The sequence below is a fragment of the Bacillus sp. GC_Bacil_1 genome, assembly GCF_026540675.1.
In the GTDB taxonomy this organism is placed as follows: domain Bacteria; phylum Bacillota; class Bacilli; order Bacillales; family Bacillaceae_G; genus Bacillus_A; species Bacillus_A cereus.
The window spans coordinates 146,448-165,922 of the sequence record NZ_JALNUG010000007.1 but is presented as its reverse complement, the minus strand read 5'-3'; the positions used below and the strand labels follow the sequence as shown (position 1 = coordinate 165,922).

Below are 19,475 nucleotides of genomic sequence, written 5' to 3'. Positions count from 1 at the left end.
CTAACTTCTTTGCTTCAGCTGAATTTTGAGGTGGGGTCTTATTGCCCGCAAATAGCGGGATAAAGAAGATAAGTAGAGAATGCTACTTATCTTCTTTATATTCACCCGAAAAGTCATAGTTTTAAATTTATCTTGACGAATAAGGTTTCGTTTTTTACACTATTGTATATAATAATTAACAATCATATAAATGCCTTGAAGGGGAAGAGTATAACATGAAACGTCTTCAGAGAGGAGAATCAGTAGCTGGGAGATTCTCTAGATAGTTATGTTAGAAGGTAGCCCTGGAGCATCTTTTCTGAACAGAATAGTTCTCATTAGGAAAAGACGGATTTGTCCGTTATCAAATTAAGAGTATAAGCAAATTATGAATTTGTTTGTAAATAAAGGTGGTACCGCGATGTCCCTCGTCCTTTTTGGATGAGGGACATTTTTTATTTTAAGGAGGGAAAATAATGTCAAACACGGAAAAGAATTTACCAACTAAATATGATCATATGTCCGTTGAAGAAGGCCTTTATCAATGGTGGCTTGAAGGCAAATATTTTGAAGCAACAGGAGACGAGAAGAAACAACCGTATACAATTGTAATTCCACCTCCGAACGTAACTGGTAAGTTACACTTAGGTCATGCTTGGGATACAACTCTTCAAGATATTTTAACTCGTACGAAGCGTATGCAAGGTTACGATGTGCTATGGCTTCCAGGAATGGACCATGCTGGTATCGCAACACAAGCGAAAGTAGAAGGAAAACTTCGTGAAGAAGGTATTTCACGTTACGATCTTGGCCGTGAGAAATTCCTTGAAAAAGCTTGGGAGTGGAAAGAAGAGTACGCTTCTCACATTCGTCAACAATGGGGGAAAGTTGGTTTAGGACTAGACTATTCTCGCGAACGTTTCACATTAGACGAAGGTTTATCTGATGCGGTTAATAAAGTATTCGTTCAATTATACGAAAAAGGCTTAATTTACCGCGGTGAATATATTATCAACTGGGATCCAGCAACACGCACAGCTCTTTCTGATATTGAAGTAATTCATAAAGAAGTTCAAGGTGCATTCTACCATATGAACTATCCGTTAACAGACGGTTCAGGTCACATTCGCCTTGCTACTACTCGTCCAGAAACGATGCTTGGTGATACAGCGGTAGCAGTTCATCCAGAAGATGATCGTTACAAACATTTAATCGGAAAAACAGTTACACTTCCAATCGTAGGCCGTGAGATTCCGATTATTGCTGATGAGTACGTAGAAAAAGACTTCGGAACAGGCGTTGTAAAAATTACACCAGCTCATGACCCGAACGACTTTGAAGTAGGTAACCGTCATGACTTACCACGCATCTTAGTAATGAACGAAGATGGATCGATGAACGAAAAAGCTGGTAAATATAACGGTATGGATCGTTTCGAATGCCGTAAAGAATTAGTGAAAGACTTACAAGAAGCTGGCGTATTAGTAGAAATCGAGCCACATATGCATTCAGTAGGTCATAGTGAGCGTAGCGGTGCAGTTGTTGAGCCTTACTTATCAACACAATGGTTCGTAAAAATGGCTCCACTTGCTGAAAAAGCAGTAGCGCTTCAACAAAAAGAAGAAGAAAAAGTAACGTTCGTACCAGAGCGTTTTGAAAACACATATTTACGATGGATGGAAAATATTCATGACTGGTGTATTTCTCGTCAATTATGGTGGGGACACCGTATTCCAGCTTGGTACCATAAAGAAACTGGTGAAGTATACGTAGGTACAGAAGCACCAGCAGATATTGAAAACTGGAATCAAGATAACGACGTACTTGATACATGGTTCAGTTCAGCGCTATGGCCATTCTCAACACTTGGTTGGCCAAATGAAGATTCAGCAGACTTCAAACGTTACTATTCAACAGATGCACTAGTAACGGGTTATGACATCATCTTCTTCTGGGTATCTCGTATGATTTTCCAAGGTTTAGAGTTTACAGGCGAGCGTCCATTTAAAGATGTATTAATTCACGGTTTAGTTCGTGATGAGCAAGGTCGTAAGATGAGTAAATCTCTTGGTAACGGTATTGACCCAATGGATGTTATCGAGAAGTACGGTGCAGATGCAATGCGCTATTTCTTATCAACAGGAAGTGCACCAGGTCAAGATTTACGTTTCAGCATGGAAAAAGTAGAATCTACTTGGAACTTCATTAATAAAATTTGGAACGCATCACGTTTCGTATTAATGAACATGGATGATATGAAGTATGAAGAAATCGATTTAACTGGTGAAAAATCAGTTGCAGATAAGTGGATCTTAACTCGCTTAAACGAAACAATCGAGAGTGTAACACGTAACATGGATAAATATGAGTTCGGTGAAGCTGGTCGTTCATTATACAACTTCATTTGGGATGATTTCTGTGACTGGTACATTGAAATGGCGAAACTTCCACTATACGGTGAAGGTGAAGCAGCTAAGAAAACGACTCGTTCTATTTTAGCTTACGTATTAGATCAAACAATGCGTCTATTACACCCATTCATGCCATTCGTAACAGAGAAAATTTGGCAACATTTACCGCATGAAGGCGAATCTATTACAGTAGTTGCGTGGCCAACAGTTCGCGAAGATTTACAAGATACGGAAGCTGCGGCAGAAATGCACCTTCTAGTTGATATCATTCGCTCTGTTCGTAACATTCGTGCAGAAGTAAATACGCCAATGAGCAAAAAAGTTCAAATGCAAATTAAAGCAAAAGATGAGGCTGTACTTGCTCAACTTACGAAAAATAGCTCTTACATTGAGCGTTTCTGTAACCCAAGCGAATTAACAATTCAAACGGACTTACAAGCGCCAGAAAAAGCAATGACTGCAATCGTATCAGGTGCAGAGTTATTCTTACCGTTAGCTGATCTTATCAATCTTGATGAAGAGAGAGCTCGTCTTGAGAAAGAACTTGAGAAGTTCGATAAAGAAGTAGAACGTGTACAGAAGAAACTTTCTAACCAAGGTTTTGTAGCGAAAGCTCCTGCAGCGGTTATTGAAGGAGAGCGTGCGAAAGAGCAAGATTACCTAGAAAAACGCGAAGCAGTTCGTCAACGTCTAGCAGATCTTGAAAAGTAAAAATATTTTTAGAGACTCACTATATTGGTGAGTCTCTTTTCTTTGCGTATAATAGAACTATGAAAGTTGTCTTTTGAAAGGGGAAAAGCATACGTGATACATACATACGAAGAAGCGATAGGGTGGATTCATAGCCGATTGAAATTTGGTATTAAACCAGGATTAGAAAGAATGAATTGGATGCTAGAAGAGCTCGGAAATCCAGAGCGTCATATAAAATGTATTCATCTTGCTGGTACAAATGGAAAAGGTTCAACGTTAACATATATGCGTTACATGTTAGAAGGCGCGAAATATAAGGTAGGAACGTTTACCTCTCCTTACATCGAAACATTTAATGAACGCATTAGTGTGAATGGAACACCAATTGCAGATGAAGAGATTACTGAACTCGTAAAGATGGTAAAACCAGTCGTGGAAAAACTAGATGAAACGGATTTAGGGGAAGCGACTGAGTTTGAAATTATTACTGTTATGGCAATTTGCTATTTCGGTAAAGTCAATTTCTGTGATGTTGTTTTATTTGAAACAGGGCTCGGTGGACGTTTTGATTCTACCAATGTTATACACCCTGTTCTCACGATTATTACGAATATCGGTCACGATCATATGCATATTTTAGGGAATACACTAGGAGAAATTGCATATGAAAAGGCGGGGATTATTAAGTCTGGTGTGCCGGTAATTACTGGTGTAAAAGATGAAGAAGCTTTGCAAGTCATTCAAAATGTTGCAAAGGAAAACCATGCAAACTTATACGAACTTGGCAAGCATTTTACAGCGTTACATAAACAGTCTAACGAAGATGGGGAACAGTTTGATTTTACTTGTCCTTTTACCGCATTTGAAGATTTGCAAATCTCAATGAAAGGTATTCATCAAGTAGGAAATGCAGCGCTAGCACTTATGGCAGTAATGTATGTAAAAACATATTTATCATTTTTAATTGAGGAAGAGGGAATAAGAACGGGATTACGGGAAGCGTATTGGATTGGGCGCTTTGAAAAGCTACAAAGTAACCCGGATATTATTATAGATGGTGCTCATAATCCAGAAGGTATCGAAAGCCTTGTGAAGACAGTAGAAGCGCATTACAAAGATAAAAATGTAATAGTTTTATTTACTGCCCTTGGTGATAAACAATTGCATAACATGGTAGGCCGATTAGAAACCATTGCAGATGAAATGATTTTTACAACATTCGCCTTTGATCGTGCTATTTCTGCAGACAAGCTTGCATCATATTCACAAAAAGAATCAAAATTAGTTTTTGAAAATTGGAAAGAGGCAATTGATACAAAAGTTGAAATGATAGGGGAAAATGATGTTTTTATCATAACAGGTTCTCTTTATTTCATTTCTGAAGTTCGAAAATATATTCGAGAGAAAAACTAGATAGTCTTTACTATCTAGTTTTTTTGTTCTACAAATGAAGTCAAATGCATACATATAAGATAAATATATAGGGTTATTTGGCGAATTCCTCTGACAAATATCTCGTTTTTTTGTGAAATGAATATGATATGATGCGGACAACGATAAGAGGTGAGGTGTGAGTGTATGGACAAGCAATCACGAACGATCTCAGTGAAAGTGAATGGAACAGAAGCGAAGTATGAGGAAAAGAAGAAAGATGAATTTGAATGGATGGTAGTAGAAAGTGAACGACCTAAAAATGTTGTTCCGTTTCAAAAAGCGAAATCAGTGTCTGTGGAAAAATACCGAAAGAAGTGGAGTAATACATTAATTGCAATCGTTGCAACCGCAATTATTATCGGTACGGCGTTTGGAATGGGGATGCTTCATTTACTTACTGGACAAGGAACAACAGGAGGAAGTGAAGTAACTGCTTCAAGGCCGACTGGAAATGGAGAATCAAAGGTGGGTGGAACGGCAGAACAAACACCAGCACCGAAAGAAGAAAAACAAAAGGCGCAGACAGGAACGTCATTGGATCCGATGAAATTATTCTTTGTTCAAGGGGGGCTTTATTCTTCTGAAGAAAAGGGACAGGCAGCTCTTGAAGAATGGAAAGGCAATGGGGGCATTGGTGCTTTGAGACCGAGCGGGGATAAGTATGCAATAGTTGTTGGTATTGCTAGCGATGAACAGGCTATAAATCAATTAATGACTAAGTATAAAAATGATGGTGTCTCCGTTTTAAAAAAGAACTGGGATATAACAGATAAAGCATTGCTGAAAGATGATAAAGAAGTAGGAACATTTTTAACAAAAGTGCAGCCATTATATACTCATTTAGCAAAATATGCTTCTAGCGTACAAGTTGGTGGAAAAAGCAGCGCAAAAGATATAGAAGTGATTGAAAAAGAATGGAAAGCGATTGAAAAAGAAGGGAAAAGTATGAAGCGAGAAGAAGCAAAGAAACTGTATATGTATACGTCGGTAGCTGTACAAACAGTAAAAGATGGGAAAATGGATAAGGAATCTTTGGCGAAATTAAATCAAGTTATTATTGATGGCTTACTCTCGTATGAAAAAATTGTTTCGTAGAAAGTGAAATGATAGGATAATAAAATGAGTAAGAAAGAAGTACATGTACTTCTTTCTTTTCTTTTGAATTTAGAGCAAAGTGCTTTCTCTATGACAGGAATATAATCGTATGCAATAAAGAAGTGTTATTTTTAGTTAGAGAAATTAATATTTCTTTCATTTGTGGGCAAACTATTCCTTTGATACGATTGATATAAATTGTTCTGCTTCATGTGAGAAAGGAAGGAGAAAATATGAAAAAAATAATTTTAGCTTCAGGGTCACCTCGGAGGAAGGAATTGCTTGAGTTAGCTAGCGTACCATTTGAAATCGTTGTAAGTGAAGTAGAGGAAACAATTGGTGCATATTCATCGCCTTCTGATATTGTAATGTCGCTTGCCTTGCAAAAAGCATCAGCGGTTGCAGAAAATAATAGTGATCACATTGTGTTAGGTGCAGATACAATTGTTACATATGAGTCGCGTATCCTTGGTAAGCCTTCTAATGAGGATGAGGCGAAAGAGATGTTACAATTACTATCTGGGAAAACACATGAAGTGTATACAGGTGTTGCGATTATATTAAAAGAAAAAACGGTTACTTTTTATGAGCGTACAGAAGTTACATTTTGGGAGTTAACAGAAGAGGAAATTGATACATACGTCGCGTCGAAAGAACCTCTTGATAAAGCAGGTAGTTATGGGATTCAAGGTAAAGGATCTATTTTCGTTCAACATATTCAAGGGGACTACTATAGTGTAGTTGGCTTACCAATTGCACGTCTCGTTCGGGAATTAAAACAATTTGATATTGATGTAACCCATGCGTAAAATTGCATGGGGTTTTCTTTGAGAGAACAAATAAAGGGGTGGAGAAATGAACGGTATTCGTGATGTTGTAAGAGAAGAACAGCCACGGGAGCGTTTATTGTTAGAAGGTGCTGGAAGTTTATCAAATCGAGAGCTTCTCGCAGTGTTACTCAGAACAGGTTCTAAAGAAGAAACAGTTTTAAAGTTGTCAGATAAAATTTTACACCAATTTGATGGCTTACGTATGTTGAAAGATGCAACATTAGAAGAGCTAATTAGTATACATGGTATTGGGATTTCAAAGGCATCGCAACTTATGGCAGCCTTTGAACTAGGCAGAAGAATGGTACGTTTAGAATATCAAAATAGATATAGTATTCGAAGTCCAGAAGATTGTGCGAAATACATGATGGAAGAAATGCGTTTTTTACAACAAGAGCATTTTGTTTGTTTATATTTAAATACAAAAAATCAAGTTATACATAGGCAAACGATCTTTATTGGAAGTTTAAACACGTCAATTGTACACCCGAGGGAAGTTTTTAAAGAAGCCTTCCGTCGTGCAGCAGCCTCTATCATATGTCTTCATAACCATCCCTCAGGAGATCCCACGCCGAGCCGTGAAGATATTGAAGTAACCAAACGCTTAGTAGAATGCGGTCAGATTATCGGAATTGAAGTGCTTGATCATATTATAATAGGTGACCATAAATTCGTGAGTTTAAAGGAAAAAGGTCATATTTAAGACTATGCTTTTTACTTATTTTGTTTTATAATGTGATTTATGAGTTTTTTGTAGAAATTTATCTACAAAAAGGATAAAGATATAAAAAACGTACTGTTTTTATAATATAAAGTAAGAAAAAATGAGTCCGTGAAAACAAGAAAGGAAGATAAATAATATGTTTGGATTTGGTGGATTTACTCGCGATCTTGGAATAGACTTAGGAACTGCGAACACGCTTGTATATGTAAAAGGAAAAGGTGTAGTTTTACGTGAACCTTCAGTAGTTGCGTTACAAACTGATACGAAACAAATCGTTGCTGTAGGTAGCGATGCAAAACAAATGATTGGTCGTACACCAGGGAACGTTGTGGCACTTCGCCCGATGAAAGACGGTGTAATTGCTGATTATGAAACAACTGCAACAATGATGAAATATTACATTCAACAAGCTCAAAAATCAAACGGTTTCTTCTCACGTAAGCCGTATGTAATGGTATGTGTACCATCTGGTATTACAGCTGTAGAAAGACGTGCAGTAATCGATGCGACTCGTCAAGCGGGTGCTCGTGATGCTTATCCTATCGAAGAGCCATTTGCAGCAGCAATTGGTGCAAACTTACCTGTTTGGGAACCAACTGGTAGTATGGTTGTTGATATCGGTGGTGGTACAACAGAAGTTGCAATTATTTCTTTAGGTGGTATTGTAACAAGCCAGTCAGTTCGTGTTGCTGGTGATGATATGGATGATTCAATCATTCAGTACATTAAGAAAAGCTATAACTTAATGATTGGTGAAAGAACAGCTGAAGCATTAAAATTAGAAATTGGTTCTGCAGGCGAGCCAGAAGGTATCGAGCCTATGGAAATTCGCGGTCGTGATTTAGTAAGTGGTTTACCAAAAACAGTACTAATTCAGCCAGAAGAAATTGCAGATGCATTAAAAGATACAGTAGATGCGATTGTAGAATCAGTTAAAAATACGTTAGAAAAAACGCCACCTGAATTAGCGGCTGATATTATGGACCGCGGTATCGTATTAACAGGCGGCGGGGCATTACTACGTAATTTAGATAAAGTAATTAGTGAAGAAACGAAAATGCCAGTTCTTGTTGCAGAAGATCCATTAGATTGCGTAGCAATTGGAACAGGTAAAGCATTAGACAATATCGATCTTTTCAAAACTGCTGCTCGATAATATTGCAAAATAAAAATCAGTGAAATTAAGAGGGTGTGAACGTGCCACAGTTTTTCTTAAACAAAAGATTAATTGTTTTGTTGGTTAGTATTATTCTTCTCGTGGCATTGATTGGAATCTCATTGAAAGAACGGAACAGTTTAACATGGCCAGAGCAGTTTGTTAAAGACACTGTGGGTGTTGTAGAACGTGTATTCCAAAAGCCAGCGAAATACGTAGCTGGATTCTTCGAAAATGTAGAAGATGTAAAGCGCACGTATGAAGAGAATAAAGAATTAAAAGCAAAATTAGATAATTATGCAGGTCTATCAGGGAAAGTAAAACAACTAGAAGATGATAACAAGAAGCTACAAGAGCTAACTGGTAAAAAAGAGTTAAATAGCGGGTATACTGAAATTCCAGCTACTGTTGTTTCTCGTAATCCAGATAAATGGTACGATTTAATTGGAATTGATAAAGGGGCACAGCAAGGAATTAAAAAAGATATGGCTGTAGTAACTTCACAAGGGTTAGTTGGAAGAGTGAAAAGTGTATCTCAGTTTACATCATCAGTAGAATTACTAAGTTCTATGAGCCGAACAAATCGCGTTTCTGCTATTGTACAAGGGCAAGAGAAAATCTTTGGTTTGATTGAAGGTTATGACAAAGAAAAACAATTACTTCTTTTCACAAAGATTGGCTCTGATGCACCGGTAGAAAAAGATCAACTAGTTGTAACATCTGGACTTGGTGATATTTTCCCGAAAGGTCTTGTAATTGGAAAAATCGTTGATGTTCAGCCGGATGCATATGGCTTAACAAAAACAGCTTATGTAAAACCTGCCGCTGATTTAAATGACGTAGAGCATATTACGGTTGCTAAACGTGCAACACCTTCAGCGCCATTAGAATAGGAGGAGAAGAAGAGATGATGAAGATATTAAAAAGAGCAGCTCTTCCTCTTTTGCTCCTTTTTGTGTTTCTATTTGAAAATATGTTTGCTACTGTTGTTCCAACGGATGTGTTTTGGAAAGACAGTATAGCAGCACCGCATTTCTTTATAATCGTCTTATGTTTTATTACAGTGTATTATAGTCCGGTCCAAGGGATTTATTACGGACTATTATTTGGCTTCTTATTTGATACCGTATACACAGAACTTGTCGGGATATATATTTTTGCTTATCCGATTTTAGCTTATTTAGTTTATAGTGTGATGAAAGTATTACAATTGAATTTATTTATTGTTGTTTCTATCATATTAGCTAGCATTGTAGCACTAGAGTATTATGTGTATGGCTTCTTAACTTTGTTAGGACGTACTCATATGCCAGCGCATGTCTTTTTCACAGATCGTCTCCTTTCTACTTTATTGTTAAATGCTATTTTCTTATTGATAGTTTGTTTCCCACTGAGACGATATATAGTGCGTCTTTCAAAAGCGATGGAAGAAAAAGAAAAAAGGATTTTCTAATTTTATGTCGAATTGAATCGGTGGGGTGAACTTTAGTGGAAGAAAAAAAGCAACAAAATGTAACGATAAAAGGGACAAAAGATGGGATAACGCTTCATTTAGATGATTGTTGTTCATTCTCAGAATTATTGATGGAATTAGACGAAAAACTTTCTACACATTACTACGATGGTGATGGGCGCTCTTTAATTGAAGTGCATGTGAAAGTAGGAAATCGTTATTTAACAGAAGTCCAACAAGAAGAGATTCGTACGTTAATTCGTAATAAAAAGAATCTTGTTGTGGATTCAATTGAAAGTGATGTTATCACTAAAGCAGAAGCAATAGCTTGGAAAGAAGAAACAGAAATTGTCCCTATTTCCAAAATTGTTCGCTCTGGACAAGTTTTACATGTAAAAGGAAATTTGTTGTTAATTGGAGATGTTAATCCAGGCGGAACGGTTATCGCTGGGGGGAATATTTTTGTCGTAGGATCATTAAGAGGAATTGCACATGCTGGGTATTATGGGGATTCAGATGCTGTAATCGCTGCATCTGTTATGAACCCGATGCAACTTCGAATTAGTGATGTGGCAATGCGGGCTCCGGAAGAGAAAGAAGACGGAGCGGAGGCGGCAGAATGTGCGTATATTAATGAGAACAATCACATTGTTGTCGATCGCCTGCAACTTCTCACTCATCTTAGACCTAATTTAACAAAGTTAGAAAGGGGAATTGTATAGCTGTGGGAGAGGCAATAGTAATTACATCTGGAAAAGGCGGAGTAGGTAAAACTACTACATCTGCGAACATTGGTACGGCCCTAGCGTTATCTGGAAAGAAAGTGTGCTTAATTGACACAGATATCGGTCTTCGAAATTTAGACGTAGTAATGGGGCTGGAAAATCGTATTGTATTTGATCTTGTTGATGTCGTTGAAGGGCGTTGCCGTTTACCTCAGGCTCTTATTAAAGACAAACGTTTTGATGATCTTTATTTATTACCTGCAGCACAAACGAGTGATAAATCAGCGGTAACACCTGAACAAATGGATGAATTAATACAAGTATTACGTCAAGATTATGATTACATATTAATCGATTGTCCTGCGGGGATTGAGCAGGGATTTAAAAATGCGGTAGCTGGTGCGGATAAAGCAATCGTTGTTACGACTCCAGAAGTATCCTCAATGCGCGATGCGGATCGTATTATTGGGCTTTTAGAAAAAGAGGATATTGAACCACCGAAACTTGTTATTAACCGTGTACGTAGTCATATGCTTCATGAACAGGATATGTTAGATGTTGATGAAATTGTACGTACATTGTCAATTGAGCTTCTTGGTGTTGTCGAAGATGACGATGAAGTTATTCGAGCTACAAATACAGGTGAACCTGTGGCGTTGCAACCAAGCGGAAAAGCAGCGTTGGCTTATCGTAATATTGCAAGACGCTTGTTAGGTGAGAATGTACCATTACAAGCATTTGAACAAGAAAAGGTATCGGTATTTGCAAAGGTGAAAAACTTCTTTGGAATCCGTTAAGAGCACTTCGCACATATGCGAGGTGCTTTCTTTTTTCTTCACACGAATATCTTTCTTTCTTAGCTCATACATATGTACAAACTGTATACAACTGTTTCTATTGAAATTAGCTTAACGAAAGAAAGGAGACAGTATGAAGAATAGACGCGTAGAAGAAATTAAAAAGCGGATTGCAAAAAGGAAGGCCGAGCAAGAAAGGATGGAGGAAGAACAGTATTTTACCGGAGGGAATTTTGATAGCGAAACAGTAGTTATTGAAGATGGAGAAAAGGAAATGCATCCTTTATTTCGAAAGGAAGTCTTTTTCTTCAAAGTTTTATTATCGGCCATATTAGTTCTTTCGGTTGCTATTTTATATAAGAATGCTCCTTCTTCATTCAATGGAGCTAAAGCTGTTACAGAAAAAGTGATGAAAGAGGAATTTCAGTTTGCTACTGTAGCGAAATGGTACGAAAAGCAATTTGGAAAACCGCTCGTATTCTATTCGCCAAACGAGAAAAAAGAAGGAAGTATTCAGCAAAAAGATTATGCAATTCCCGCTTCTGGAAAGGTAATGCAAGGGTTTCAAAAAAATGGCCAAGGTGTATTTGTCCAAACAGCTACAAATGCAACGGTTGAGTCAGTGAATGAAGGATTAGTTGTTTTTGCGGGTAAGAAAGAGGAACTTGGAAATACAGTTCAAATTCAACATGCAGATGGTACGGAGTCATGGTATGCAAACTTAAACGATATGTCAGTGAAATTATATGATTACGTTTCAAAGAAACAAAAAATTGGAACGGTGAGTAATGATACAAATGATAAAAATGGAAAGTTTTATTTCGCGATAAAAAAGAATGAAAAATTTATTGATCCGATCCAGGTGATATCATTTGATTAAATATAGAGACGTTTTGACGAAAATTTCCGTGCATCCATTATTTTGGGTTATTATTGTCATTGGTATTTTTACTGCACGTTTTAAAGAGTTACTACTGTTATTTTGTATCGTTCTTATTCATGAACTTGGGCATGCTATTGCAGCAGCACACTATAATTGGCGTATAAAAAGAATTCAGCTTTTGCCGTTTGGTGGCGTGGCCGAGCTTGAGGAACATGGTAATAAGTCATTGAAAGAGGAACTTGTTGTCGTAATTGCAGGGCCGATTCAACATGTTTGGATGATGCTGGTAGGTTATATGTTGTTTGAAGCCGGTTGGTTGAATGCAGATTTATATTATTTCTTTATGTGGAATAATATAATTATTTTAGCGTTTAATTTACTCCCTATTTGGCCGTTAGATGGCGGGAAAGTATTGTTTAATATACTATCATATCGTTTTCCTTATTTACAAGCACATGAAAAGATGATGAAATTGTCATGTGTTTTTTTTGGTGTAATATTAGGATGGCAGTTGCTCTGGAATAGTAACAATATTATGATGTGGGTACTACTCATATTTTTGGCAGTGTCGTTATATCAAGAGTGGAAACAAAGACGGTATGCATTTATGCGTTTTTTATTAGAACGTTATTATGGAAATAAAAGAGGGATTGAAAAGATTGCACCTATTGAAGTGCAATCAGAAGATCATTTATATAAGATATTCACAAAATTTCGTAGAGGATATAAGCATTCTATTATCGTCCGTGGAAAATATAAAGAGCATTACACATTGGATGAAAATGAATTGCTCTATGCATATTTTACTGAAAAACGAACAACCTCATCAGTTGAAGAATTAATCGGTTAGTGTTGACGATAGCACTAACCTTTTATTATTGTAAAAGCAAAGAAGATTATAAAGTGAGGAAATAATTTTGAAAACGTTATATGTGAATTACGCTGGTTCGGAAAAGCGCGTTGCAATTGAAGAGAAGAAAAAGATTGTTGAGTTTTTATGGAAACGTAATGAAGAGCAAGAGATTGTTGGGCATATTTATGTTGGACGTATCGTAAGAACAATTGCTGGAATGAACGCAGCTTTTGTAAATATAGGTTTAGAAAAACATGCGTATCTTTCATACGATGATGTACCACCTTCTTATCGTATACATGAAGGGCAAGCGATACTCGTACAGGTTGTGAAAGAGGCAATTGATACGAAAGGGCCTAAATTGACAGCGAATATAGAATTTACCGGGAAATATGTCGTTTATATGCCGTTTGATGAGATGCGAGCTGTTTCTCGGAAAATAAAAAATAATAAAAGAAGACAACAGTTACTTGAAATTGAAGTAGAAGGAACGGGAGGTTACATTTTCCGCTCTGCTTCTGAAAAAGGGGAAATTGAAGAAATACAAGCTGAAATGCAAGGGTTACAACAGTTGTATGAAGAGTTAAAAAGAAAAGAGGATCAAGGAAAGGCGCCGTTATTACTTCATCGACCGGCGACCTTTTTAGATCGTGTATTTCAAGAGAATCCAATTGAAACAATTGAAAAAGTAGTTGTAGATACAAGAAGTATAGTAAAAGAGTTAGAAGACAAAGTTGGAAAAGAAAAAGTATCTTTTTATAATGAAAAGTCTTCGATGTTTAACCATTTTGGAATAGAGCGTGAAATTGAGAAAGCACTCCAAAAAATTGTGTGGCTTCCAAATGGTGCTTATTTAATTGTAGAGCAAATGGAGACGATGACTGTAATTGATGTGAATACGGGCAAGTTTACTGGAAAACAAAATTTACAAGATACAGTACTTCGCACAAATGAGATGGCAGCTGAAGAAATTGCACGCCAATTAAGACTTCGTGATATTGGTGGTATGATATTAATTGATTTTATTAATATGAAAAAAAGAGAAGATAAAGAAAAGGTAAGAGAATGTCTCATAGCTGCTATGAAAGATGATCGTACTTATACAAGAGTACTTGGATTTACTGAGTTAGGAATTTTGGAGATGACACGAAAACGTAAAAAACATTCTTTACGTGACGTATTACTAGAAGAGTGTGTATCTTGCAAAGCGACGGGTTATGTAATGTCGTATGAAACAATTGCGTATGAGCTAGAGAGAGAATTAATCACATATGGCAACATAGAGGATGAGGCAGTATTAATCGCTGCGCCTAAAGAACTGCAAAAACAATTTTTGCAAAAAGAATTACAAAAAAATATTCCATTTGAAATTTATTTCAAAGATGATATTATCGAAAAGTACGCTATTATCCGTTTTGGAAGTAAAAAAGAAATTGTAGAACGGAAAAAATAGTTAGTAGAAGATTCATTGACAATACTCAATGAATTATGGTAACATCTTTATGTTATAGTTTATAGCACCTAAACGGCTATATGCTACAACCGCACAAGACAGGTTCCCTAAAGGCATTTATGTCTACCTCGTTTTTGGCGAGTCTTAGTAATTAAGAGGAGGTGCAAGTATGTACGCAATTATCGAAACAGGTGGAAAACAAATTAAAGTTGAAGCTGGTCAAGCAATCTACATTGAAAAATTAGATGTTGAAGCTGGTGAAACTGTTACTTTTGACAAAGTTCTTTTCGTTGGTGGCGAAAACGTTAAAGTTGGTAGCCCAGTTGTAGAAGGTGCAACAGTTACTGCGAAAGTTGAAAAACAAGGTCGCGCTAAGAAAATCATCGTTTTCAAATACAAAGCGAAAAAGAACAATCGTAAGAAACAAGGTCATCGTCAACCTTACACTAAGCTAGTTGTTGAAGCTATCAACGCTTAATTCTGGTTAACATGATTAAAATTACGATAAGTCGCACGAAATTAGGAAGTATCCAATCATTTAAAATGACTGGACATGCCGATTATGCGCCACATGGACAAGACCTTGTCTGTGCTGGAACTACAGCGGTTGTGTTTGGTTCTATAAATGCAGTGGAAGAACTTTGTAATGTGCAGGCAACTATTGAACTCGGAAGTGATGGCGGATTCTTAACGTATGAATTGCCTAATGATTTAGACGTTCATGCAGCAGAAAAAGCACAGATACTTTTAGAAGGATTGGTTGTTTCGCTTAAGACGATCGAACTTGATTACGGAAAGTATATCCGTTTAATAGAAAAAGTGCAGGAGGTGTAACGTATGTTAAGATTAGATCTTCAGTTTTTCGCATCTAAGAAAGGTGTAGGTAGTACAAAGAACGGTCGTGACTCTCAGTCAAAACGTCTTGGTGCTAAACGCGCAGATGGTCAAACGGTTTCAGGTGGTTCAATTCTTTACCGTCAACGCGGTACAAAAATTTATCCAGGTGTTAACGTTGGTCGTGGTGGCGATGACACTTTATACGCGAAAGTTGACGGCGTAGTACGCTTTGAGCGTCTTGGCCGTGACCGCAAACAAGTGAGCGTATATCCTGTTGCTCAAGAAGCATAAGAACTCACGGAAAACTCTAACCTGAGTGCAGGTTAGAGTTTTTCTATATTAAGGGGTATCTAAATGAATGAAAAATGGACAATTATAGATGCATTGCGCCATTCAAGACATGATTGGCTCAATCGTATGCAGATGGTGAAAGGAAACCTTTCACTTGGAAAAGTGGAAGAAATTCATAGTCTCATCGATCGTTTTGTCCAAGAAGCGAGACAAGAATCCAATCTGATGGGGCTATCAATGCCTTTATTTTCAGAGTGGATTTTAACATATAATTGGAAACAGCAGCCGTGCTTATTGGAGTACGAAGTATTAGGGAAATTACATAACTTATCTCACTTAGATGAGACTGTATGTACATGGACGAATCAATTTTTCTCAATGCTTCAGCATAGTTTAGACGTATATGTTGAAAATTATGTTTGTATCACAATTGAATGTGACGCGGAGAATGCTCGTTTCTTTTTTGATTTTCGTGGTAAGCTAACGAGTGTAGAAGAACTACAAAATTGGCTTGCGACCCAAAACAATAAATGGTATTCCATTTCTTATACAGTGCGAGACGAAGAAGTCTCAGTTATATTACAACCAATTGAAAAAAGTGTGGTGAAATAATGTTTGTAGATCAGGTCAAGATATATGTAAAAGGCGGCGACGGTGGTAACGGTATGGTTGCGTATCGTCGTGAGAAGTATGTTCCTAAAGGTGGCCCAGCAGGCGGTGACGGCGGTAAAGGTGCAGATGTTGTTTTCGTAGTTGAGGAAGGCTTACGTACATTAATGGACTTCCGCTACCAACGTCATTTCAAAGCTGATCGCGGTCAGCACGGAATGAGTAAAGGTCAGCACGGGCGTAAATCTGAAGATTTACTTGTAAAGGTTCCACCAGGAACAGTAGTAAAAGATGAAAAAACTGGTCAAATTCTTGCCGATTTAGTAACGCATGGACAAACTGCTGTAATTGCAAAAGGTGGCCGTGGTGGCCGTGGTAACTCACGTTTTGCAACAGCTACGAACCCAGCGCCAGAAATCGCTGAGAACGGGGAACCAGGTCAAGAGCGTGATGTCATTCTAGAACTTAAAGTACTAGCGGACGTTGGACTTGTTGGATTCCCAAGTGTAGGTAAATCTACATTATTATCTGTTGTATCATCAGCGCGTCCGAAAATTGCAGAGTATCACTTCACAACAATCGTTCCGAATCTTGGTGTTGTTGAAACTGGTGATAACCGCAGCTTCGTTATGGCTGACCTTCCAGGACTAATTGAAGGCGCACATGCTGGCGTCGGACTTGGACACCAATTCTTACGTCATATTGAGCGTACACGTGTAATCGTGCATGTTATTGATATGTCTGGTTTAGAAGGCCGTGAGCCATATGAAGATTACGTAACGATTAATAATGAATTGAAAGAATACAATCTTCGCTTAACTGAGCGTCCACAAGTTGTTGTTGCAAACAAAATGGATATGCCAGATGCAGAAGAAAACTTACAAGCATTTAAAGAGAAAGTGGGAGACGAAGTAAAAATCTTCCCAATCTCAGCTGTAACAAGACAAGGTGTTCGTGACTTACTGTTTGAAGTAGCAAACTTAATAGAAACAACACCAGAATTCCCAATACATGAAGTTGCGGATGAGTCTGATACAAGTGTAATGTACAAATTTGATACTGAAGGTGTTAAATTTGAAATTACACGTGAAAGTGATGGCACGTTTGTTATCTCTGGTTACGATATCGAGAAAACATTCAAGATGACAGACTTCTCACGTGATGAATCTATACGTCGTTTCGCTCGTCAAATGCGCGGAATGGGTATTGATGAAGCGCTTCGTGCACGTGGTGCAAAAGACGGAGATATTGTGAAAATTCTTGAATATGAATTTGAATTTATCGATTAAGACTGCCGAAATACGGCAGTCTTTTTTTTATATCGTAAAAATCGGATTTATATAGGAAAAAATCCCCACTAATTAAATTTTCAATTTATAATGGAAAAAGGAGTAAATGTAGAAGAATTCTTTTATGGGGAGAAAAAGAACATGTATAAAATATTAATTGTAGAAGACGATGAGAAAATTGCGGGAATATTAGAGGAGCATTTAGAAAGGTATGGCTATCAATCATTTAGAGCAAGTGATTTACGTCATATAAAAGATGAGTTTGTAAAAATAAATCCTCATCTTGTGTTACTTGATATTAATTTACCGTACTTTGACGGTTTTTATTGGTGTCGTCAAATTCGTACTGTATCGAATGCGCCGATTATTTTTGTTTCTGCAAGAACAGGGGAAATGGATCAAGTAATGGCGATTGAAAATGGCGGCGATGATTATATTACGAAGCCATTCCATTTAGATATCGTAATGGCAAAGGTGAAGAGTGCGCTTCGCCGTGGCTATGGAGAGTATGCCTCTGCTGCTGAGAGTGATTGTTTAGGTGTAAATGGACTGTTGTTATTCCCGTCCCAGCATATCGTTGAGTGGCAGGGACAACAAACTGAACTGACAAAAAATGAGTTTTACTTATTAGAGTGTTTAATGAAACAGGTGAATCAATATGTAACGCGTGAAGAACTGTTAGAAGCTCTATGGGATGAAGTAGCATTTGTGGATGATAATACATTAACCGTAAATGTAAAACGTGTAAGGAAGAAACTAGAAGAGCTAGGCATTAAAAATGCAATTGTAACGAAACGTGGATATGGTTATGCGCTTCTTACAGAGTGGGGCGAAGGGCATGAAGGTTAAAAATTACCTCATGGACCGCTTTTCTTTAATACTTTCTTATATTGTTAGCCTTTGTTTATTTGGGCTTGTTTTGCAGTTGCAAAGTCTTTTAGAAAAGAAATCCATTGATTGGAGTACGTGGTTATATGGACTTTTATTAGGAACAGTTGTGTTTACTGTATACCTCATTTACGATTACCGAAAACGGAGTGTGTTTTTAAAGAGTATCAAAAAGTATGTTACTGGCGGAAATACATTACATGACTCTTTACTTATTGATGAATCTTATACATTAGAGCAAGAAATGGTCGTTGAATCTTTTACGTTATTAAGACAGCAATATATGAATGAAGTTCATAAACAGCATGCGAAAGAGCAACAGCAAATGATATTTATGAACCAATGGATTCACCAAATGAAAACACCAGTATCTGTTATTGAATTATTGTTGCAGAAGTTTGGCAAGGAGCATCGTGAGGCAAGAGCAACAGTTGAAAGTATTCGTGAAGAAAATAACCGTATACTAAATGGTTTAGATTTAGCGTTACATATGGCAAGGCTAGAGCAGTTTGCGAAGGATTATAAAGTAGAAGTAGTAAATGTTATAGATGTCGTGCGAGGTATTATTAATGAAAATCGAAAATCCTTCATTCAATCGTCTGTATTTCCGAAAGTGATGTTTGAAGAAGATACTTGTATGGTTGCATCTGATAGAAAATGGCTGAGTATTGCTATAGGTCAAATTGTTGTAAACGCAATCAAGTATACAAAAATTTCAGCGGCAGAGAAAAAAGAAATTCAATTTCAAATTGAAGAGAAAAATCAAAAGGTGTTATTACATATTAAGGACAATGGAATTGGTATTCCAGAGCAAGACGTAAAGCGCATATTTGATCCATTCTTTACGGGAATAAATGGACGTAAAACGAGAGAAGCGACTGGGATGGGCTTATATATTACGAAGGAAATTTGCGATAATTTACATCATGGAATATATGTTCAATCGGCTGAAGGAGAAGGAACAACATTCACGTTCCAATTTGCAAAAGATGAAGAGTATCATACATTAATGAGAAAAATGACAAAACTGTAAGATAACAAAACGTTTTGTAAGGGAAATCACTCGTTTCTTTTT

20 protein-coding genes and 2 other annotated features are annotated in these 19,475 nt (G+C 37.1%); all 20 genes read left to right on the top strand.

Annotated elements, in window-relative coordinates; translation table 11 throughout:
- The first annotated feature begins 186 nt into the window (after window positions 1-186).
- Window positions 187-418: a binding site (T-box leader), on the top strand.
- 37 nt (window positions 419-455) lie between these two features.
- The 20 genes from OXT04_RS13315 (at window position 456) to OXT04_RS13220 (ending at window position 19,433) form a co-directional block, all read left to right on the top strand.
- Window positions 456-3,101: a valine--tRNA ligase gene (locus OXT04_RS13315; protein WP_267415210.1), complete on the top strand. Its 2,646-nt coding sequence runs from the start codon at window positions 456-458 to the stop codon at window positions 3,099-3,101.
- 93 nt (window positions 3,102-3,194) lie between these two features.
- A complete protein-coding gene (locus OXT04_RS13310; RefSeq protein WP_000582037.1) occupies window positions 3,195-4,496 on the top strand; it encodes a bifunctional folylpolyglutamate synthase/dihydrofolate synthase in 1,302 nt (433 codons plus the stop codon).
- 165 nt (window positions 4,497-4,661) lie between these two features.
- Window positions 4,662-5,612, top strand: coding sequence for a hypothetical protein (locus OXT04_RS13305; protein WP_000361016.1), 951 nt, complete (start codon window positions 4,662-4,664; stop codon window positions 5,610-5,612).
- A 233-nt stretch (window positions 5,613-5,845) separates the two neighbouring features.
- Entirely contained in the window at window positions 5,846-6,421 is a 576-nt protein-coding gene (locus tag OXT04_RS13300; protein ID WP_267415203.1) for a Maf family protein, read from the top strand.
- Between the two features lie 46 nt (window positions 6,422-6,467).
- Entirely contained in the window at window positions 6,468-7,145 is a 678-nt protein-coding gene (gene radC, locus OXT04_RS13295) for a DNA repair protein RadC (RefSeq protein ID WP_001013391.1), read from the top strand.
- Window positions 7,146-7,302: 157 nt separating this feature from the next.
- On the top strand, window positions 7,303-8,322 hold the full coding sequence (gene mreB, locus OXT04_RS13290) for a cell shape-determining protein MreB (RefSeq protein WP_000466736.1): 1,020 nt from the start codon (window positions 7,303-7,305) through the stop codon (window positions 8,320-8,322).
- Window positions 8,323-8,363: 41 nt separating this feature from the next.
- Complete coding sequence (gene mreC, locus OXT04_RS13285) at window positions 8,364-9,215, top strand: rod shape-determining protein MreC (protein ID WP_001135487.1); 852 nt, start codon at window positions 8,364-8,366, stop codon at window positions 9,213-9,215.
- Window positions 9,216-9,229: 14 nt separating this feature from the next.
- Window positions 9,230-9,775: a rod shape-determining protein MreD gene (gene mreD / locus OXT04_RS13280; protein WP_000975765.1), complete on the top strand. Its 546-nt coding sequence runs from the start codon at window positions 9,230-9,232 to the stop codon at window positions 9,773-9,775.
- Between the two features lie 35 nt (window positions 9,776-9,810).
- Window positions 9,811-10,497, top strand: a complete 687-nt coding sequence (gene minC / locus OXT04_RS13275) for a septum site-determining protein MinC (protein WP_000391521.1) — start codon at window positions 9,811-9,813, stop codon at window positions 10,495-10,497.
- Window positions 10,498-10,499: 2 nt separating this feature from the next.
- Window positions 10,500-11,297, top strand: a complete 798-nt coding sequence (minD, locus tag OXT04_RS13270) for a septum site-determining protein MinD (protein ID WP_000503309.1) — start codon at window positions 10,500-10,502, stop codon at window positions 11,295-11,297.
- A 133-nt stretch (window positions 11,298-11,430) separates the two neighbouring features.
- Window positions 11,431-12,177: a stage IV sporulation protein SpoIVFA gene (gene spoIVFA, locus OXT04_RS13265; protein ID WP_000797475.1), complete on the top strand. Its 747-nt coding sequence runs from the start codon at window positions 11,431-11,433 to the stop codon at window positions 12,175-12,177.
- Entirely contained in the window at window positions 12,170-13,030 is an 861-nt protein-coding gene (spoIVFB, locus tag OXT04_RS13260) for a stage IV sporulation intramembrane metalloprotease SpoIVFB (RefSeq protein ID WP_000599064.1), read from the top strand. The genes spoIVFA and spoIVFB overlap by 8 nt, the downstream gene beginning before the upstream one ends.
- Window positions 13,031-13,097: 67 nt before the next feature.
- On the top strand, window positions 13,098-14,486 hold the full coding sequence (locus tag OXT04_RS13255; RefSeq protein WP_016512286.1) for an Rne/Rng family ribonuclease: 1,389 nt from the start codon (window positions 13,098-13,100) through the stop codon (window positions 14,484-14,486).
- Window positions 14,487-14,563: 77 nt separating this feature from the next.
- Window positions 14,564-14,641: a sequence feature (ribosomal protein L21 leader region), on the top strand.
- Window positions 14,642-14,655: 14 nt separating this feature from the next.
- Window positions 14,656-14,964 (top strand): 50S ribosomal protein L21, encoded by a 309-nt coding sequence (gene rplU / locus OXT04_RS13250; RefSeq protein ID WP_000270907.1) that lies wholly within the window; start codon window positions 14,656-14,658, stop codon window positions 14,962-14,964.
- Between the two features lie 11 nt (window positions 14,965-14,975).
- Window positions 14,976-15,320, top strand: a complete 345-nt coding sequence (locus tag OXT04_RS13245; RefSeq protein WP_002094147.1) for a ribosomal-processing cysteine protease Prp — start codon at window positions 14,976-14,978, stop codon at window positions 15,318-15,320.
- Window positions 15,321-15,323: 3 nt separating this feature from the next.
- A complete protein-coding gene (gene rpmA, locus OXT04_RS13240; protein WP_000944957.1) occupies window positions 15,324-15,614 on the top strand; it encodes a 50S ribosomal protein L27 in 291 nt (96 codons plus the stop codon).
- Window positions 15,615-15,677: 63 nt separating this feature from the next.
- Window positions 15,678-16,226, top strand: coding sequence for a sporulation initiation phosphotransferase B (locus OXT04_RS13235; RefSeq protein WP_001003587.1), 549 nt, complete (start codon window positions 15,678-15,680; stop codon window positions 16,224-16,226).
- Window positions 16,226-17,512, top strand: coding sequence for a GTPase ObgE (gene obgE / locus OXT04_RS13230; RefSeq protein ID WP_000497130.1), 1,287 nt, complete (start codon window positions 16,226-16,228; stop codon window positions 17,510-17,512). The genes OXT04_RS13235 and obgE overlap by 1 nt, the downstream gene beginning before the upstream one ends.
- 141 nt (window positions 17,513-17,653) lie before the next feature.
- Complete coding sequence (locus tag OXT04_RS13225) at window positions 17,654-18,361, top strand: response regulator transcription factor (protein ID WP_002082113.1); 708 nt, start codon at window positions 17,654-17,656, stop codon at window positions 18,359-18,361.
- Window positions 18,351-19,433 carry a HAMP domain-containing histidine kinase gene (locus OXT04_RS13220; protein ID WP_000865403.1) on the top strand — a complete coding sequence of 361 codons (1,083 nt, stop codon included), beginning with the start codon at window positions 18,351-18,353 and terminating at the stop codon, window positions 19,431-19,433. The genes OXT04_RS13225 and OXT04_RS13220 overlap by 11 nt, the downstream gene beginning before the upstream one ends.
- The last annotated feature ends 42 nt before the right edge of the window (window positions 19,434-19,475 follow it).

Bases quoted from the DNA above. Each gene is read 5' to 3' on its own strand.
- OXT04_RS13315 (WP_267415210.1), top strand. From the start codon at position 456: ATGTCAAACACGGAAAAGAATTTACCAACTAAATATGATCATATGTCC.
- OXT04_RS13305 (WP_000361016.1), top strand. From the start codon at position 4,662: ATGGACAAGCAATCACGAACGATCTCAGTGAAAGTGAATGGAACAGAA.
- OXT04_RS13300 (WP_267415203.1), top strand. From the start codon at position 5,846: ATGAAAAAAATAATTTTAGCTTCAGGGTCACCTCGGAGGAAGGAATTG.
- radC (WP_001013391.1), top strand. From the start codon at position 6,468: ATGAACGGTATTCGTGATGTTGTAAGAGAAGAACAGCCACGGGAGCGT.
- mreB (WP_000466736.1), top strand. From the start codon at position 7,303: ATGTTTGGATTTGGTGGATTTACTCGCGATCTTGGAATAGACTTAGGA.
- mreD (WP_000975765.1), top strand. From the start codon at position 9,230: ATGATGAAGATATTAAAAAGAGCAGCTCTTCCTCTTTTGCTCCTTTTT.
- spoIVFA (WP_000797475.1), top strand. From the start codon at position 11,431: ATGAAGAATAGACGCGTAGAAGAAATTAAAAAGCGGATTGCAAAAAGG.
- rplU (WP_000270907.1), top strand. From the start codon at position 14,656: ATGTACGCAATTATCGAAACAGGTGGAAAACAAATTAAAGTTGAAGCT.
- OXT04_RS13245 (WP_002094147.1), top strand. From the start codon at position 14,976: ATGATTAAAATTACGATAAGTCGCACGAAATTAGGAAGTATCCAATCA.
- rpmA (WP_000944957.1), top strand. From the start codon at position 15,324: ATGTTAAGATTAGATCTTCAGTTTTTCGCATCTAAGAAAGGTGTAGGT.
- OXT04_RS13235 (WP_001003587.1), top strand. From the start codon at position 15,678: ATGAATGAAAAATGGACAATTATAGATGCATTGCGCCATTCAAGACAT.
- obgE (WP_000497130.1), top strand. From the start codon at position 16,226: ATGTTTGTAGATCAGGTCAAGATATATGTAAAAGGCGGCGACGGTGGT.
- OXT04_RS13225 (WP_002082113.1), top strand. From the start codon at position 17,654: ATGTATAAAATATTAATTGTAGAAGACGATGAGAAAATTGCGGGAATA.
- OXT04_RS13220 (WP_000865403.1), top strand. From the start codon at position 18,351: ATGAAGGTTAAAAATTACCTCATGGACCGCTTTTCTTTAATACTTTCT.